Here is a 13,613-nt window from a genome sequence, read left to right as displayed (position 1 = left end):
ACCCGCATGTTCGAACGCTTCCAGGCATTTTTTCAGAACCTGACCACAGACAGCCACAAGAGCAGCTTCGCCCCCGACGATCCCCGCATCGCGGTGGCGGCGCTGTGCATGCAGGTCATGGAGGCCGACGGCCAGATCAAGGACAGCGAGAAGAAGCGTCTGCGCACGCTTCTGAAGGACCAGTACGGCCTCGATCGCAAGCAGCTCGACGCGCTGATGGCCGCCGGCCAGGAAGCCGAGAGCGACGCCGTCGACTATTACCGCTTCACCTCCGACCTGAAGCGCCACCTCGACACCGAGCAGCGACTCGAGCTGATCGGCATCCTCTGGGACATCGTCTATGCCGATGGCGAGCGCAGCGAGATGGAGGACGACGCCATCTGGCGCATCGCCGAGCTTCTCGGCGTCTCCGCCCGCGAGCGCATCCAGAAGCGGCAGGAAGCGGCAAGACGCGTCACCGGCATCCAGGTGGTGCAAGACGATGCCGACTGACGGTTCGGGCACGGGTATAGCTGGCACACCCGTCGGCGATCCCGGCAAGCCGGGCCCAGGCGTCAAGGGCAAGCGCCCGGTGCTGATCGTGCTGCATCAGGAGCGATCCAGCCCCGGCCGTGTCGGCCAGCTGCTCGCCGAAAAGGGCTATCCGCTCGACATCCGCCGCCCGGTTCTCGGGCAGACACTGCCGGCCACGCTTGCCGACCATGCCGGCGCCGTCGTCTTCGGCGGCCCGATGAGCGCCAACGATCCCGACGATTTCGTCAAGGCCGAGATCGGCTGGCTGGACGTGCCGCTGAAGGAGAAGAAGCCGCTGCTCGGCATCTGTCTCGGCGCGCAGATGCTGGTGCGCCATCTCGGGGGAAAGGTCGAGGCCAATGCCGATGGCTCGACCGAGATCGGCTGGTACCCGCTGCGCCCGACGGAAAAGGGCCGGCAGCTGATGCACTGGCCGAAAATGGTCTACCACTTCCACAGCGAGGGCTTCGAATTGCCGCGCGGCGCCGATCTGCTCGCCGAGGGCGACGTCTATCGCAACCAGGCCTTCCGCTACAACGGCCACGCCTGGGCCCTGCAGTTTCACGCCGAGCTGACCCGCGCCATGATGCACCGCTGGGTCGTCCACGGCGCCCATCGCTTCATATTGCCCAACGCGCAGCAGGGTCGCGAGCATCTCGAAGGCCGCATGCTGTTCGACGCGCCGCTGCGCGCCTGGCTCGACGAATTCCTCGATCTGGTCTTCGAGGGCAGGAAGCCGAAATCGGCGCCATCCGCCAGGGCCACGCTGACGGCCTGATGCGGAGAGCCGCGCGCCGTGCTATGATCGATGCCGTCACCTCGACGGCATTTTCGATCGCATTTTTCGACGGCATGTCTCCCCGAAAGTGATCACCGGTTTCGGGATCAGGACATGCGCAAGGCATGAGCCGGAGCACGCCAGCCGAAGATCGCGGCGCGCTTCGGCGGACACAGGTTCCGATCCACGATCCGGCCGTTTGGTCGCGCAAGGCGCCGCCATGACCGCAGCCATATCAGGGGAACAGCATGTCGAACTACGAACAGAAGCTTGTCTCGCTGGGTCTCGTCCTGCCCCAGCCGCTGAAACTGCCCTCGCACATGACGCTGCCCTTTCCCTGGGTCAACGTGCGCGGCGACAGGGCCTTCATCTCCGGCCACGGCCCGCAGAACCCCGACGGCTCGCCATCGGGCCCCTTCGGCGTCGTCGGCGACACGGTGACGGTCGAGGAGGCCCACGCCTCGGCCCGCAAGGTGGGGCTTGCCATGCTCGGCAGCCTGAAGCGCGAACTCGGCAGCCTCGACCGCATCACCGGCTGGTGCCGCGTGCTGGGCATGGTCAACTGCGCCCCCCACTTTTCCAACCCGCCCGCCGTCATCAACGGCTTCACCGAGCTGATCAACGAGGTCTTCGGCCACGACGTCGGCCGCCACGCCCGCTCCGCCATCGGCGTCGCCGGCCTGCCGCTGAATTTTCCCGTCGAGATCGAGGCGGAGGTGATGATTTCGGGGTGAGGGTAGGATTTTTGGTATGGCGGACGTCGAGTGCGTGGCCCCCTCATCCGCCTGCCGGCACCTTCTCCCCGATGGGGAGAAGAGACTCGGGGCGGGCGACTCGCTCCATCTTCCCTTCGCCCCAACGGGGAGAAGGTGGCCCGGAGGGCCGGATGAGGGGGCCACGCACTCGGCGCGAACCACCCCAAAAACTCTCACCCCCGCGTCACATGCTCCGGCGCATCCAGCGTATCGATCTTCCGCAGCTGCGGAAACCCGCTCGCCCACAACGCCGCCACCACAAGCGTCCCGATGCCGCCGATGACAACCGCCGGCACGGCGCCGAACACCGAGGCCATCGTGCCTGCGCGAAACTCGCCGAGCTCGTTCGATGCACCGACGAAGACCATGTTGACGGCGTTGACGCGGCCGCGCAGCTCATCGGGCGTCCAGAGCGCGATCAGGCTCTCGCGCACGTAGACCGACACCATGTCCGCCGCCCCCATCAGCGCCAGCGCCGCGATCGACAGCTCGACATTCGTGGATAGCCCGAAAGCGATGGTCCCCAGCCCGAACAGCGCCACGCCGACGAACATATAGACCCCGGCGCGATGCTTCAGCGGATAGGTCGCGAGCAGCACCGCCATGACGATGGCGCCGACGCCGGGCGCAGAGCGCAGCAGGCCGAGACCCCAGGGGCCGAGCGTCAGGATATCGCGCGCGAAGATCGGCATCAGCGCCGTGGCGCCGCCCAAGAGCACGGCGAAGAGATCGAGCGAGATCGCGCCGAGCACCACCTTCTCGCTGCGGATGAACTTGAAGCCGCCGAGGATCATCTCCCAGCTCTTCGCCTCGCCGGTGCTCTTCTGCGCCGGCTTCGGGATCAGGAACAGCAGCCCCGCCCCGAGACCCGCGAACACCACGGCGACGGTATAGGCCGTCTGCGCGTTGATGCCGTAGAGCAGGCCGCCGATAACCGGGCCGGTGATCGCGGCGAGTTGCCAGGACGACGAATTCCAGGCGATCGCGTTCGAGAGATCGTCGGCCGGCACGAGATTGGGCGCCAGCGACTGCACCGCCGGCGACATGAAGGCGCGCTCGATGCCGAAAACCAGCAGCACCGCGAAAACAGGGATGGGCGAGAAGGTGCCCGTCATGGTCATGCCGAGCAGCGTCAGCGTGCACAGCGCCGCCACCAGCGAGCACAGCGAGGCGATGGCGCGCCGGTTATAGCGGTCGGCCACCGAGCCGGTGACGAGGATGAGGAGCAGCGAAGGCAGGAACTGCACCAGCCCGATCAGGCCGAGATAGATGGCGCTGCCCGTCTGGTCGTACATCTGCCAGCCGACCGCGACGCTGACGATCTGCTGCGAGAACGACAACAGAAAGCGCGCGAAGAAGAAGCGGGTGTAGGAGGAGTGCCGGAACGCCGCGAAGCGGTCGCCGTGAGCCGAAATGGACATGATGTCTTTCCAACAAACGGACGAAATATCGGTCCCCGACGCGTCCGTTGAGCATGAATTGCCGCGGCAGCGCACACGGCTCTTGCCGGTTTAGTCGCCAATGTCTACATGTCTGTCAACAACGAACTGGAGATTGCGATGCTTGCGCTTTTTCAAACCATTGATTTGGCTTTGAATCTTTACACCTGGATCTTGATCGCCAGCGCGATTTTCTCCTGGCTCTACGCGTTCAACGTGATCAATTCCAGCAATCAGTTCGTCAATTCGGTCGGAATGTTCCTCTACAACGTCACCGAACCGGTGCTGAGGCCGATCCGTCGCGTGCTGCCGAACCTGGGCGGCATCGACATCTCGCCGATCATCCTGCTCCTCATCATCTTCTTCATCCGCTCGTTCATGTGGAACACCATCGTCCCGATGGTGATGTGACAAGGCCCTGGCAGGCCGCCGACGGTCATCTCGTTCTCGCCATCCGGCTGACGCCGAATGGCGGGCGCGACGAGATATCGGGTATTGAGCTGGATGCCGACGACAAACCTCATCTGAAGGCTCGCGTCTCGGTCGTTCCCGAGAAGGGCAAGGCCAACAAGGCCTTGATCGCGCTTTTAGCGAAGTCGCTCGGCCTCGCGAAGTCGTCGGTGACCCTCGTCTCGGGCGACACGGCGCGCAAAAAAATCCTCCGGATCGATGTCGAGCCGGAGGATGTGATCAGAAAGCTGGAAGCTTTGCTTCGCCTGTAATCAGGCCTTTTCGTTCTTGGCGCGTTCGATCGCCTCGATGATCAGCTGGCCGGCTTCCTTGGCGTCGCCCCAGCCGTAGATCTTCACCCACTTGCCGGGCTCCAGATCCTTGTAGTGCTCGAAGAAATGCTCGATCTGCTTCAGCGTGATCTCGGGCATGTCCGTGTAGTCCTTGACCTTGTCGTAGCGCATGGTCAGCTTCGCCGAGGGAACGGCGATGATCTTCTCGTCCTTGCCGGAATTGTCTTCCATCTTCAGAACGCCGATCGGGCGCACGTTGATGACGCAGCCGGGAACCAGCGGGCGGGTGCTGGCGATGAGCACGTCGATCGGGTCGCCGTCTTCCGACAGCGTGTGCGGAACGAAGCCGTAGTTACCCGGGTAGGTCATCGGCGTGTAGAGGAAACGGTCGACAACCAGCGTGCCGGCTTCCTTGTCCATCTCGTACTTGATCGGGTGGCCGCCGACTGGAACTTCAACGATGACGTTGACGTCCTCAGGTGGGTTCTTGCCAATGGAAATGGCGTCGATGCGCATGCGATTACTCCCGCGACGTGAAATCTTCGCAGCCAGATAATCGGATTCATGACGCGACGCAACACACGACGACCGCGCAGCCACATGATTGTTTTATGATCCGGCCTTCAAAATGCCGGAAAACTGGGCAGAGGCCGCGCTTGAACGCTAGGCTAGGCCCTCAGTTCCAGATGAAGCCGATCTTCTTCAAGGGCTTCTCGTCGAAGGTTTCGGTCCCCTCGCAATAGTCGATGCCGCCATGGCCGCGATAGAAGTCGGCGCCGCCCTCGTTTTCTTCCAGGCACCAGACCACCATGCCCTTGCAGCCGAGCGACTTCAACAGCCGCCGCGCTTCGGAAAACAGCATGTGGCCGAGGCCGATGCCCTGATATTCGGGGCGAAGATAGAGCTCGTAGATCTCGCCTTCCTGCGGCAGCGCGCGGGCGCGGTTGAGACCAAGCGTTGCATAGCCGGCAACCGTTCCGGCGACGTCGAGCACGAGCAGCGTCGCCGGTCCGCGTGTGGCCTTGCGCCACCAGCTCTCGCCGCGGCGCTCCACCATCTGCGTCAGCGCCTTGTGCGGAATGATGCCGGCATAGGTATGCTTCCACGCAAGCCTGTGCACCTCCGAGATGGCTCGGGAATCATGCGGCTCGGCCCGCCGAACATCGATCGACAACGTCTTCATAACGCTTACTCTGGCCCGGTCGCGGACAATTAACCATATGCGCTAACGCATTCAGCCGGATTGCCCACAGGGTTAACATGTGGACGACGGCTGAAATTTAACGCTTTTTTAACTATTGCGACAAGAAGGATTCGGCGAACCGCACAAAATAAAAACCCCGGCGCGATGGCCGGGGTTTCGAAGTCTCTTGTGAGCCTGTTCGACTTAGGCGGTCTTCGCCTTGGCGAAGCGCTTGCGGTCGTTGGCGTCGAGATACATCTTGCGCAGACGGATCGACTTCGGCGTCACTTCCATCAACTCGTCGTCCTGGATCCAGGAGAGAGCCCGGTCGAGCGTCATGCGGATCGGAGGCGTCAGCTTGACGGCTTCGTCCTTGCCGGCGGCGCGGATGTTGGTCAGCTGCTTGCCCTTGAGGACGTTGACCTCGAGGTCGTTGTCGCGGCTGTGAATGCCGATGATCATGCCCATGTAGACCTTTTCGCCGGGCTCGATCATCATCGGGCCGCGATCTTCCAGGTTGAACATGGCGTAGGCCACGGCTTCGCCGGCGGCGTTCGCGAGCAGAACGCCGTTCGTGCGGCCACCGATTTCACCCTTGTAGGGCTGGTAGTCCTTGAACAGGCGGTTCATCACGGCGGTGCCGCGCGTGTCGGTCAGGAGTTCCGACTGGTAGCCGATCAGGCCGCGGGTCGGAGCGTGGAATACCAGACGAACGCGGTTGCCGCCCGAAGGACGCAGCTCGGTCATTTCGGCCTTGCGCTCGGACATCTTCTGAACGACGACCCCGGAATGCTCTTCATCGACGTCGATGACGACTTCCTCGATCGGCTCCATGGTCTGGCCGCTCTCGTCCTTGTGCATGACGACGCGCGGACGCGACACGGCAAGCTCGAAGCCTTCGCGGCGCATGGTTTCGATCAGAACGGCGAGCTGCAATTCGCCGCGGCCGGACACGTAGAACGAATCCTTGCCTTCGGCTTCTTCGATCTTCAGCGCGACGTTGCCTTCGGCTTCCTTGAACAGGCGGTCACGGATGACGCGCGAGGTAACCTTGTCGCCTTCGGTGCCGGCGAGCGGGCTGTCGTTGACGATGAAGGACATGGTGACCGTCGGCGGGTCGATCGGCTGCGCGGTCAGCGCTTCGGTGACGGCGGGATCGCAGAAGGTATCGGCGACCGTGCCCTTGGAGAGGCCGGCGATGGCGACGATGTCACCCGCATGCGCTTCCTCGATCGAGGTGCGCTCGATGCCACGGAAAGCGAGGATCTTGGAGATACGACCGGTTTCGATCGTCTTGCCGTCCTGGCTCAGAACCTTGACGGCCTGGTTCGGCTTGATCGAACCGGAATTGATGCGGCCGGTGATGATGCGGCCGAGGAAGTTGTTGGCTTCCAGGATGGTGCCGATCATCGTGAACGGGCCTTCGGCGACCTTCGGCTCCGGAACGTGCTTGAGCACGAGGTCGAGCAGCGGTGCGAGACCCTGGTCCTTCGGACCCTCGGGATTGAAGTTCATCCAGCCGTCGCGACCGGAACCGTAGAGGATCGGGAAGTCGAGCTGTTCGTCGGTGGCGTCGAGGCTGGCGAAGAGGTCGAACACTTCGTTGATGACTTCCTCGTGGCGGCCATCGGGACGGTCGATCTTGTTGATCGCGACGATCGGACGGAGGCCGACCTTCAGCGCCTTGGAGACGACGAACTTCGTCTGCGGCATCGGGCCTTCCGACGAGTCGACCAGAACGATCGCGCCATCCACCATCGACAGGATACGCTCGACTTCACCGCCGAAGTCGGCGTGGCCGGGGGTGTCGACGATGTTGATGCGAACGCCGTTCCACTCGACCGAGGTCGCCTTCGCAAGGATCGTGATACCGCGTTCCTTTTCCAGGTCGTTGGAGTCCATCACGCGTTCCGCGACGCGCTGGTTCTCGCGGAACGAGCCGGACTGTTTCAGGAGCTCGTCGACCAGTGTCGTCTTGCCATGGTCAACGTGCGCGATAATCGCGATGTTGCGAAGTGCCATATGTCTAAATCTCTGAGGCTGGGGCGCCACGCTGGGGAGGGCGCCAATTGCATTGGGGCGGCTCTTACAGTGTTTTTCGCGAATGCGAAAGGGGGGAGCCCGGAATGAAGGTCGGGAAGGCTGGAGTCTGGGGGTTTGTGACGGTTTGGTGTCGGTTTGCGCGCTGGGATGGTGGGTTAGGTTCGGCTCGCGCTGCGGCAAGCAATACCCCCCTCTGTCCTGCCGGACATCTCCCCCACAAGGGGGGAGATCGGCAAGTGGTCTGCTCACCAGACAAACGTGGAGGCTGCGGCGAGCGGGTAAGTCTAGCCAATCTCCCCACCTGTGGGGGAGATGCCCGGCAGGGCAGAGGGGGGTATCCCACCCACAAAGGCCGAAGGGGTATCAACTCAACCGCAGGAGTTGCCACCTTGCCCCAACATCAAACCCCCTCACGCATCGCTCCCCGAAAGCTCCTCGAACGTCGAAAGCCCGCGCTTCACCAGCATCGCGTCCGGGCTCGGCAGCTTGCCGCGGAACGCCCGGTAGGTATCCTCGGGATCGACCGACCCACCCACCGAATAGACGTGATCGCGCAATTTCCGGGCGATCTCGCCATTGAACGCATCGCCCGTCTCCTCGAAGGCCGAAAACGCATCGGCGTCGAGCACCTCGGACCACATGTAGGAGTAATACCCGGCCGAATAGCCGCCGGAGAAGATGTGCTGGAAGTGCGGCGAGGCATGGCGCATCACCATCGACTTCGGCATGCCGAGCTCTTTCAGCACCTCGGCCTGCACCGCCATCGGGTCCGCGACCGCGTCGCGCGTATGGAACGCCATGTCGACCAGCGCCGACGAGGTGAACTCCACCGTGTTGAACCCGGCATTGAAGCTGCGCGCCGCCAGCACCTTGTCGAGCAGCTCCTGCGGCATCGGCTTGCCCGTCTCGAAATGCACGGCGTACTGCTTGAGGATCTCGGGCACCGTCAGCCAGTGCTCGTAAAGCTGTGACGGCAGCTCGACGAAATCGCGCGACACGCCGGTGCCCGACACCGAGGGATAGGTGACATTGGAGAGCATGCCGTGCAGCGCATGGCCGAACTCGTGGAACAGCGTGCGGGCATCATCCAGCGACAACAGCGCCGGCTTGCCCTCGGCCGGCTTGGCGAAGTTGCAGACATTGTAGATGATCGGCAGTTCGCCCTTGGCACCGTTCTTCAAGGTCAGCTTGTGCTGCGACTGGAACGCGCTCATCCACGCCCCCGAACGCTTCGACGAGCGCGCGAAATAGTCGCCGAGGAACATCGCCACCAGCTTCTCGTCGCGGTCGCGGATCTCGAAGACGCGCACATCGGGGTGATAGGCGGCGACACCCTTCTTCTCCACCGCGTGAATGTCGAACAGCCGCCCCGCCACGTCGAAGCAGGCGTCGATGATCTTTTCCAGCTGCAGATAGGGCTTCAGCTCTGCCTCGGAGAAGTTGAATTTCTGCGCCCGGATCTTTTCGGCGTAGTGACGCCAGTCCCAGGGCATGACCTCGTGGTTGCGGCCCTCGTCGGCGATCAGCCTGGCGATATCGGCCTCTTCCTCGCCGGCGCGCTTCACCGCCTTCGCCCACACCTTCTTCAGGAGATCGTTCACCGCATCAGGCGTCTTCGCCATGGTGTTGTCGAGCTTCAGCTCGGCGAAGTTTCCATAGCCGAGCAGCTTCGCCACCTCGCCGCGGAGCTGAAGCGTTTCGCGGATGATGCCGCGATTGTCCGACGGGCCGTCGTTTTCGCCGCGCGCCACCCAGGCCTTGAACGCCTGTTCGCGCAACTCGCGGCGCTCGGAGAAGGTCAGGAACGGCTCGATTATAGAGCGCGACAGCGTCACCGCGAACTTGCCGTCCTCGCCGCGCTCGCGCGCCGCCGCTGCCATCGCGTCCCTGAGGAAATCGGGAATGCCCTGCAGATCGTCGCCATCGGCAAGGATCAGCGCCCAGCCTTTCTCGTCGGCAAGTACGTTCTGGCCGAACTGCGTGCCGAGCCCCGCAAGCTTCTCGTTGATGCCGGCGAGCTTTTCCTGCTCCGCCTTTTCAAGCTTGGCGCCCGACTTGACGAAGCCCTTCCAGTGCCGCTCCAGCACCCGCGTCTGCTCCAGCGTCAGCCCGAGCGTCTCGCGCGTCTCCCATAGCGTGTCGATGCGCTTGAAGAGTTCGGCATTCATGCCGATCTTCGAATAGTGCCTCGACATCTTCGGCGAGATATCCCGCTCCAGCGCCTGGATCGTGTCGTTGGTATGCGCCCCGGCGCGGTTCCAGAACAGGGCCGACACCCGCGAGAGATCGTCGCCCGCAAGCTCCAGCGCCACGATCGTGTTGTCGAACGTGGGTGCTTCAGGATTGTCGGCGATCGTATCGATCTCCTCTTCGTGCCGGGCAAGGGCCGCATCGAAGGCCGGTGCGAAATCGCCGTCATTGAGCGCTTCGAAGCGCGGCAGGCCATTGAGGCCGTTCCAGTCGGTGAGAGCGGGGTTGTTGGCGGGCATACGGAGATCCTTGTTGGCGGGCTTGTTTGGCGGGCATGTTGTCTCGGAAACCAATATAGGAAAGCCGCGCCGCGATTGGTATCGCCACCATGCGCGGGTGGCGACGCCACCTATACGAGAAGTTGATCCCTAAAAATGCTATATAAGAATTAACTGTTTGTTAACGATTGACCATGGTGCGGCGCACACGGTATTTTCGCTTGATCTTTTTTAATCGTGGATGCTGGCAATGGAAATCACATCGCTGCGGTTTTCACCGACCCTTTCGTTTCGAAAATATTCCGATAATTCGCAATTTAACAACGGCTTGGCCGAGACGTTCGACACCGCGACCAATGCCGTGCAAGCCTTCCGCGTCGAGGAAGCGGCTGCCGTCCGGCCCGATTTCACCGCCATCAGCGCCAGCCAATTGCGCAATCACGCGCGCCAGGGCTTCGACAACGGCACGCTCGACCAGGACACCTATGCGGCGATTTCCGAGCCGCTGCCGATGCGCACCATCGATCCCTCGGGCAACATTCTCGATCTCTCCGACATTACCGACGGCACCAGCTTCAACTTCAGGGACTATTACAGGGACCAGTTGCGGATCGCCAAGTCGATCGGCGCGCCGGAGACGGTAAAGACGCTGGAATCGGTCGTCAGCTTCCTCGACGCCTGATCCATCGCGATCCCGGCCCGCCCCGGCGCCGGCCTCAGGCCTTGCGCCACCCCAAAAGACCCGGCGTCGCGTGCAGGAGCGCCTGCACGGCGAACCCCATGAACAGAACGCCCGAGCAGCGCACGATCAGCCTTTCGTGCGCCCGGTAGAAGCGCCGCACAGCCCCCGTGCCGACGATGGCGATCAGGATCATGTCGGCGACGATGAAGCCGAGGAACGATACCGCGAGCAGCACGGGCAGCGTCTCGAACCGCAAGGCGCTCGCCGAGCCCGCCACCAGCGCCGTGAACGTCGCCAGCGCCACCGGATAGCCCTTCGGGTTGGTGACGCCGAAGATCAGCCCGCGCCGGAACGGCCGTTCGACAACCATCAACGCCTGCCCCTCGCCCTTCGGCTTGGCGCGAAACGCGTTCCAGCCGATCCAGGCGAGATAGAAGCCGCAGGCGAGCCCCAGCGCGTCGAACACGAAGCTGCCGATCGTCTTGGCGCCGATGATCGCCACCAGCGCCAGCGACGCCCACAGCGTATCGCCGACCAGATGCCCGCAGACGAACTGCGCCCCCGCTTTTCTCCCCTGCCCGGCCCCGATCCCCAGCAGCGCCAGAAACGCCGGCCCCGGAATAAGCACATAGAGAAGCGCCGCCAGAAAGGCGCCCGCGAGCAGCGACTGCGTCATGAAGAATCCCCCGTGAAAAGACGGAGATTATGCGGTGTGGCGGGGACGTCAAGCGGGCGCGCTCAGCGTGCCGCTCAACTCAAGAAATATCGGCCGAACTCGTCCCGGCGCAGACGGCCCAACGAGGCCGCCCGGCTAAGCGTCGATGGAACAGAAGATAGCTTCATGCCAGGCATGATCTTCTCGATCGCCTCTCTCACCTCTCCCGAGGTCAGCCCGCCACCTGCATCGGTAATGGCCCGCACGCACAGCTCTTGAATCTGACCGCGCGCGGCCCGTTGCGGTTCTTCGTCGAGGCCAAGAAAGATCTCAAGCTGCTCCTTCTTCTTCTCCAGTGCCTCGATCTCGTCAACGATCTTGTCCAGCTCGGCCAGCGCCTCGTCCCGCATTGCGGCTTCCGCCTGCACCAGCCGCTGTTTTTCTTCTGCAATTTTCTGCAGCCGCTCTTCCAATGAACTCACGTCAATCCTCTTACTCTGCTGCTTCCACGCCAAACTCAGGATCACCCTGTAGCGATGAAAGCTTCTGTCTGATCCGCTGCTCGCGCTCGGCCACGAAGCGGGGGAGCATCATGATCGACCAAAGATGCTCATCCTCCGGTATCAGATGCTTGGCAAGGAAAGAATGGTCCCTGGTCCTGATCCAGTCTTCGAAGGTGGCATTGTTCTTTTCGAGGTTTTCAGCGCCGACAAGCAACTGCAGGTTTCCAATACGGTTGGCACAGGACACCAGCTCCTCGATCTTCGACATCGGAACGTTGTTCTTCATCAGGTGCTTGCGATCAACGCGGCTCTGCGGGAAAATATGGTCAATGTGGTGCGCGGTAGAGCCCCAGCTTTTGTTGTCATAAAGAAGAGAAAGCAGCAGGAACATTTGCCTACTCCCGTACTGCAGTTCCATAATGCCTTCCAGCGTCTCGCTGGCAATATAGGATGGACGCTTGATTTGCCGCGATAGCGCCGTGTTCAGCTCACCGAGAGGAAAGTCCTTCGAACCCTGCATAGCCGATGCAATGGTATTCTTCGCGGCGCCAATCGTGCTGTCGGACGTGCCCCCGAAAACCCTGTTCAACAGCGCCGCGATCAGCCATCGGCGGATACGTTCTGCGTTGGTGACGAAGAACGGTGTCGTCGCGCTTAGCAGATCGAGATCAAGCTTATGCAGGTAATAGGCGATCGGAAGAAGCGCGTTCAAGCTGGTCAGATTTTCGCGATCGATGCCGAAGCTGTTCACCAGCTGGAATGTCCGCTTCAGCGACCGCTGAATATGCGGCCAGTTGCCCCGCATGATCTCCAAATTCTTGTTGGTGAAGTTCTTGACTTGGTAAACGTGATCGAGATCGGACAGCAGCAGGCATGCCTTCATGACGAAGTCTTTGTTGACGTCGTTCTTCCGGTCCAGCCGGCTGTTCAATGTCTCGACGAAGTTGTAGATCTCCTCGCGGGCGGAGATATCCGTCCATTTCGATGAGATCATGGATAGCATGAGGTCGGATTTGCTGAGCTTCGTGCCGCCATCGTTGGCGCGAACGAAGATGCCGAGCACCCGATCATAGTCCTGATTTGTCTCGGTGTAGTAGCTGACGATCTGATCGACCCAGATCAAATCGTAAAGGCGCTGCAAATTACGCTTCGCCGTTTCGACCACCGTCCAATTGCGCGTAGGCGGCAGACGTTCGAGCGTCCCCTCCACGAAGGCGTCAAAACGCCCCGGTTCCGGATAGTTCAGGATCTCGCCGACAGCGATCCAGAGGTTCGCCGGGCCCGACTGCGGCACATTTTCGAAGAGTTCGAAACCGTAGGGATGCTCAATGTCATCTTCGGTGTCCTCGCTCTTCGGTATCTGCGATGGATCGACCAGCAGATCGATGTAGAGACGCTTGCGTTGCCATGCACTGGCACTGTCCCACCGCTTCCCCTTCGCCTTAACGGTGAATGAGCCGCGCAGGCCGATGAGCATCGAGGTCAACCGTTGCTGTCCATCTAGAACGAGTGTCAGCTTTCGGCCGGCCGGGTCGGCAATCTCATTGTGAACCTCTCCGAAGCGGAAGTTCTCTGCAAATTTGTATATTTGCCAGTTCATTTTGTTTTCCGGCGCGACGTCCCAGAACAGAAAAGAGCTGATTGGATAGCCCTTCATAAGGGAATCGAACAAAGCCACCATTTGATCAGGTGTCCAAACGAAGGGGCGCTGGATGGCTGGCAAAAAATACTCTTGGTTTATTTTGTCGATCGTCGTGGCAATAGTAGCGGTGCTATAAGGCATGAAAAATTGTTCTCTATCGTCGGGATGTGAACTCTCAAGCGCCCATCAAACGGTCTCATCTAACGCAG

The 13,613-nt window shown here is 61.8% G+C and carries 14 protein-coding genes; 6 read left to right on the top strand and 8 right to left on the bottom strand.

What is annotated here, in order from left to right:
* Window positions 1–6: 6 nt before the first annotated feature.
* From P3R82_RS27010 to P3R82_RS27000, 3 genes are all read left to right on the top strand, one after another.
* Entirely contained in the window at window positions 7–492 is a 486-nt protein-coding gene (locus P3R82_RS27010; protein ID WP_183902363.1) for a TerB family tellurite resistance protein, read from the top strand.
* Complete coding sequence (locus P3R82_RS27005; RefSeq protein WP_283195995.1) at window positions 482–1,291, top strand: glutamine amidotransferase; 810 nt, start codon at window positions 482–484, stop codon at window positions 1,289–1,291. Before P3R82_RS27010 ends, P3R82_RS27005 begins: the two co-directional genes overlap by 11 nt.
* A 248-nt stretch (window positions 1,292–1,539) precedes the next feature.
* Window positions 1,540–2,025: a RidA family protein gene (locus P3R82_RS27000; protein ID WP_283195994.1), complete on the top strand. Its 486-nt coding sequence runs from the start codon at window positions 1,540–1,542 to the stop codon at window positions 2,023–2,025.
* A 194-nt stretch (window positions 2,026–2,219) separates the two neighbouring features.
* Here P3R82_RS27000 and P3R82_RS26995 read toward each other — a convergent pair whose 3' ends face one another.
* The gene (locus tag P3R82_RS26995; protein ID WP_283195993.1) at window positions 2,220–3,467 is read right to left on the bottom strand and encodes an MFS transporter; all 1,248 of its coding nucleotides are present in this window, start codon (window positions 3,465–3,467) and stop codon (window positions 2,220–2,222) included.
* A gap of 108 nt (window positions 3,468–3,575) precedes the next feature.
* On the opposite strand from P3R82_RS26995, the gene P3R82_RS26990 reads away from it, so the two are divergent.
* Both P3R82_RS26990 and P3R82_RS26985 read left to right on the top strand, forming a co-directional pair.
* Window positions 3,576–3,896, top strand: coding sequence for a YggT family protein (locus P3R82_RS26990; protein WP_183902565.1), 321 nt, complete (start codon window positions 3,576–3,578; stop codon window positions 3,894–3,896).
* Window positions 3,893–4,207 carry a DUF167 domain-containing protein gene (locus tag P3R82_RS26985; protein ID WP_283195992.1) on the top strand — a complete coding sequence of 105 codons (315 nt, stop codon included), beginning with the start codon at window positions 3,893–3,895 and terminating at the stop codon, window positions 4,205–4,207. The genes P3R82_RS26990 and P3R82_RS26985 overlap by 4 nt, the downstream gene beginning before the upstream one ends.
* On the opposite strand, the gene ppa is transcribed toward P3R82_RS26985, so the two are convergent.
* The 4 genes from ppa to P3R82_RS26965 all read right to left on the bottom strand — a co-directional run bounded on the left by ppa (window position 4,208) and on the right by P3R82_RS26965 (window position 9,943).
* Entirely contained in the window at window positions 4,208–4,744 is a 537-nt protein-coding gene (gene ppa / locus P3R82_RS26980) for an inorganic diphosphatase (protein ID WP_183902567.1), read from the bottom strand.
* A 160-nt stretch (window positions 4,745–4,904) separates the two neighbouring features.
* A complete protein-coding gene (locus P3R82_RS26975) occupies window positions 4,905–5,411 on the bottom strand; it encodes a GNAT family N-acetyltransferase (RefSeq protein WP_111562582.1) in 507 nt (168 codons plus the stop codon).
* A gap of 204 nt (window positions 5,412–5,615) precedes the next feature.
* Window positions 5,616–7,433: a translational GTPase TypA gene (gene typA, locus P3R82_RS26970; protein WP_183902568.1), complete on the bottom strand. Its 1,818-nt coding sequence runs from the start codon at window positions 7,431–7,433 to the stop codon at window positions 5,616–5,618.
* A gap of 431 nt (window positions 7,434–7,864) precedes the next feature.
* A complete protein-coding gene (locus P3R82_RS26965; RefSeq protein WP_283195991.1) occupies window positions 7,865–9,943 on the bottom strand; it encodes a M3 family metallopeptidase in 2,079 nt (692 codons plus the stop codon).
* Between the two features lie 229 nt (window positions 9,944–10,172).
* On the opposite strand from P3R82_RS26965, the gene P3R82_RS26960 reads away from it, so the two are divergent.
* A complete protein-coding gene (locus P3R82_RS26960) occupies window positions 10,173–10,604 on the top strand; it encodes a hypothetical protein (protein WP_283195990.1) in 432 nt (143 codons plus the stop codon).
* Window positions 10,605–10,638: 34 nt separating this feature from the next.
* Here P3R82_RS26960 and P3R82_RS26955 read toward each other — a convergent pair whose 3' ends face one another.
* The 3 genes from P3R82_RS26955 to P3R82_RS26945 all read right to left on the bottom strand — a co-directional run bounded on the left by P3R82_RS26955 (window position 10,639) and on the right by P3R82_RS26945 (window position 13,545).
* Complete coding sequence (locus tag P3R82_RS26955; RefSeq protein ID WP_283195989.1) at window positions 10,639–11,280, bottom strand: LysE family translocator; 642 nt, start codon at window positions 11,278–11,280, stop codon at window positions 10,639–10,641.
* A 74-nt stretch (window positions 11,281–11,354) separates the two neighbouring features.
* On the bottom strand, window positions 11,355–11,741 hold the full coding sequence (locus tag P3R82_RS26950; protein ID WP_283195988.1) for a hypothetical protein: 387 nt from the start codon (window positions 11,739–11,741) through the stop codon (window positions 11,355–11,357).
* A gap of 10 nt (window positions 11,742–11,751) precedes the next feature.
* Complete coding sequence (locus tag P3R82_RS26945) at window positions 11,752–13,545, bottom strand: DUF262 domain-containing protein (RefSeq protein ID WP_283195987.1); 1,794 nt, start codon at window positions 13,543–13,545, stop codon at window positions 11,752–11,754.
* Window positions 13,546–13,613 lie beyond the last annotated feature (68 nt).

It is taken from the genome of Rhizobium sp. AN80A (genome assembly GCF_030053015.1).
GTDB classification, from domain to species: Bacteria; Pseudomonadota; Alphaproteobacteria; order Rhizobiales; family Rhizobiaceae; genus Rhizobium; species Rhizobium metallidurans.
The sequence above is the reverse complement of the archived record's forward strand: the minus strand, read 5'-3'. Positions and strand labels throughout refer to the sequence as shown.